The sequence below is a fragment of the Moorena sp. genome, assembly GCF_982860115.1.
In genome coordinates this window covers 1-3271 of record NZ_CEYLVT010000406.1, presented here as the reverse complement: position 1 = coordinate 3271, position 3271 = coordinate 1, and the positions used below count along the sequence as shown (strand labels likewise).

General features: G+C 41.8%; 3 protein-coding genes. All 3 read right to left on the bottom strand.

The window, feature by feature from the left end; all coding sequences use genetic code 11:
• Window positions 1-81: 81 nt before the first annotated feature.
• A complete protein-coding gene (locus AC4II3_RS32115) occupies window positions 82-642 on the bottom strand; it encodes a 3'-5' exonuclease (RefSeq protein ID WP_490723029.1) in 561 nt (186 codons plus the stop codon).
• A gap of 357 nt (window positions 643-999) precedes the next feature.
• Complete coding sequence (locus AC4II3_RS32110) at window positions 1000-2484, bottom strand: sodium:solute symporter family transporter (protein ID WP_488029839.1); 1485 nt, start codon at window positions 2482-2484, stop codon at window positions 1000-1002.
• 106 nt (window positions 2485-2590) lie between these two features.
• Window positions 2591-2809, bottom strand: coding sequence for a hypothetical protein (locus tag AC4II3_RS32105; protein WP_488029840.1), 219 nt, complete (start codon window positions 2807-2809; stop codon window positions 2591-2593).
• Window positions 2810-3271 lie beyond the last annotated feature (462 nt).

Below are 3271 nucleotides of genomic sequence, written 5' to 3'. Positions count from 1 at the left end.
GTTCCCCTCCTGGGAGGGGTTAGGGGTGGGTTCCGATTCCCGATTCCCGATTCCCCACTTCTGGAATAACTCTAGTCGAGATCATGATGTAGTTCTTAATTGCAAAAGTAACCTTGAGAATATCCGAGCAATATTCCAAGCATCATCTCCTCCCCGGTGGTGAGTACCTTCTAGCGGTAGATTGAGTAAATCCAAAGCTTGTGCCATACCAACTTCATGGGGCAAAGCATAACTAATCGCAAACAAAGTCTTGATGTTGATATGTCTAGTGCCGAAGGGATATCTCAAAAAACGAGATGTACACTGTTTCTGAAATTGATTTCGATCATAATCCCCATAGCTGGCCCACACTCGCCGAGCAGATAAATACTTATCCTGTAGCATTGAACAAGCTTCAACAAATGAAATTCCCTGGTCAACTTGCTCCTGGGTTAATGTAGTCAGTTTGGTACAAAATTCACTGACCCTTGAGCGTTCTGGTTTTACCAAAATACTGTCTTTTTCCAGGGGCTTCCCAGAAACAACATCCAATACACAAATGCCAATTTCAATGATTTCATTTTCTTCTCCTGGGGGTGGCTTCCCTTGCCAACAGGTTGCTTCAACATCCACAACAATAATTTGGTCGAGTTTTTTGGACATATTAGCCTCCGGCTAGTTGATGTTTGTCAGAATGTAGAATGCAGAATGCAGAATGTAGAATGTAAAATTCCAAATTCTAAATTCTAAATTCTAAATTCTAAATTCTAAATTCTAAATTCTAAATTCTAAAATACTGTACTTGTATTACATTATAATACAAGTTGCCAAGCACGTCTACTCAAGACTCACCAACTCAAGACTCAGTACGTAAGCATATGCGCTACGCGCACCCTACTTGAGGTGCCGTCAGCCGTTGGCCAATGACTGATAGCTGATAGCTGATAGCTGATACCTGATACCTGATAGCTGATACCTGATACCTGATAGCTGATACCTGACCACTGACCACTGAGGCACTCAAGACTCACTACTATCAACCATTATTCGGATCGGCTTGATTGATCCGACAATAATAATTAATGCTGAAAGGGCAACAATAGGGACAACTGGCAGAAAACCGAAGGTAAGACTTTTGGGAATAATCCCCAACTGAAAGCCAATCACTGCCGCTTCACCCACAAGAATCGATACAATGCAGGTTAGAGGATGAATAGTTTTGCTATACAATACGGCAATTACTGTCGGAAACAGTACTGCTAATCCCGTCAAGGCTTGGGTTGCGATCGCAATAATCGTATCTGGGGGGTTTTTAGCGATAATTAAACCAATAGTTGCCAATAAAACAATCAGTACTCTACCAACAATAGTTTGTTCGTTGAGGGAAGCAGTTTTACGGAAATAACCAAAATAAATATCTCTAGTTAGCATGGAACTGAGGGCCAAAAGTACGGAGTCCAAGGTTGACATCATGGCAGCTAATGCTCCCACCATCACTAAAGAAGCTAGCCAGATTGGTGTATGTTCTGCTAGCATCATCGGAAACACTTGATCAGATGCTTTTGCTGTCAGGTCAGAAAAAGAAATATGTCCCCACATTCCGATTAGCACCGGACAAATAAACATGATAGCGCTTACTAGGGGATACATCACTACCGAAACTTTTAGGGAATTACTAGTTTTTGAAGCATAAAAGCGCATGAACATCTGGGGAAACATAGGGACACTAAGCATCCAGAGAATCATGAAGCTAAACCACTTACGATGTGTAAAAAAATTATCTATACCCTGTCGAGAAAACAATTCAGGTTTGAGGGTGTAGACAGTACGGTTAGCTTCAGTAATCCCCCCTAAACTAGAAGCAATTCCTGCCACTGCCGCTAACATTAAGGTAAACATTAAAACCCCTTGGATAACATCGGTTAGGGCAACGCTTCTCATCCCCCCCATGAACACATATAGGACGATCACAACTGTCAAAAAGGTAGCCCCTGTAAAATAGGGAATTTGTCCATTGGTTAAGGTTTCAAGAATATAGCCAGCTCCAATCGGTTGCAGGGTTAAGTAGGGAATGCTGAAAATTACCATAACCCCAAGAAAAATGACTTTGAGGGTATTGCTAATCCCAGGGGATACACCTGTCCGACGGAAACGGGCTTCAATCAATTCAGAAGGGGTGATTAAGCCGTGTTCTTTGCCTACAAGCCAGACTCGATAACCGATAAAATAAAAGGTTAGTGCGATTAAGCCAGTTCCAAACCCCATCATGCCGTAATAACTCAGACCAATGCGATACCCTGAGCCTGAAAATCCTAGAAAAGCCAAGGCGCTGAAATTGGTAGCAATTAGGGTGAAAAATAGGAGAATTGCTCCCATGTTACGGTCAGCTAAAAAATAATCGTCAGGGGTGTTTTGTTGTTGGCGATAACCAACTAGTCCTACCACAAGGGTTACTAATAAATACCCGGTCAGCACAACATAGGGAATAATCGAGTCTAGTGCCATAGTTTTAACGGTCTTCCTTAGACGAAGCAATTAAAGTAGGGTGGGCAAAGTCATATAATCTAGAATACTCACCCATAAGCAAACTGTTTTTGCCCACCCTACAAGCTTAACGGTCTTCCTTAGACGAAGTTTCCCAGAAATTTATCACAAATAGTAACAACGCGACTGCGAGGATAATTTGTAAGGCAATAAAATAGAATACCCAAGGGGGAAGATGAAGGAAGGAGAATGAAATATCTTGCTGCCAAGACCAGAAATCTTGGGATAGCAGGAAAATTACCGTAAAGCAGAAAAACCAGAAAAATGAGGATTTTAAAATTGGCATCAGCACTTTAGGAAAGGGAGTAGGGAGATAGGGAGTAGGGAGTAGGGAAGTGTGGGGAGGGTGGGGAGATGGGGAGATGGGGAGATGGGGGAGCTTTTTATTAAGGGTAATTGTTACAACATGATATGATAATTCTATATTTTATGAGTGTTTTTGGCTCCATTGATATCCACCCTTAGGGAGTAGGGAATATGGCATCAAAATTATCACAATTCCTACACTGATTGCTATTACTAGTCCCAACTTTAGTGAGAGCTAGATTAATCTGAATGGTAAAAGAGAGCACTCACTAAGGTATGGTAGAAAATAGTGTTTTCCTACTGATCAACAATTATAGGTAAGCTAGTGTCCATATAATTTGCCTATTTTCGTGAGCAAGGCTACGTCATAAGCTTTTTCATTACCGATTCCCGATTCCCTGTTCCCTGTTCCCTGTTCCCTGTTCCCTGTTCCCTGTTCCCT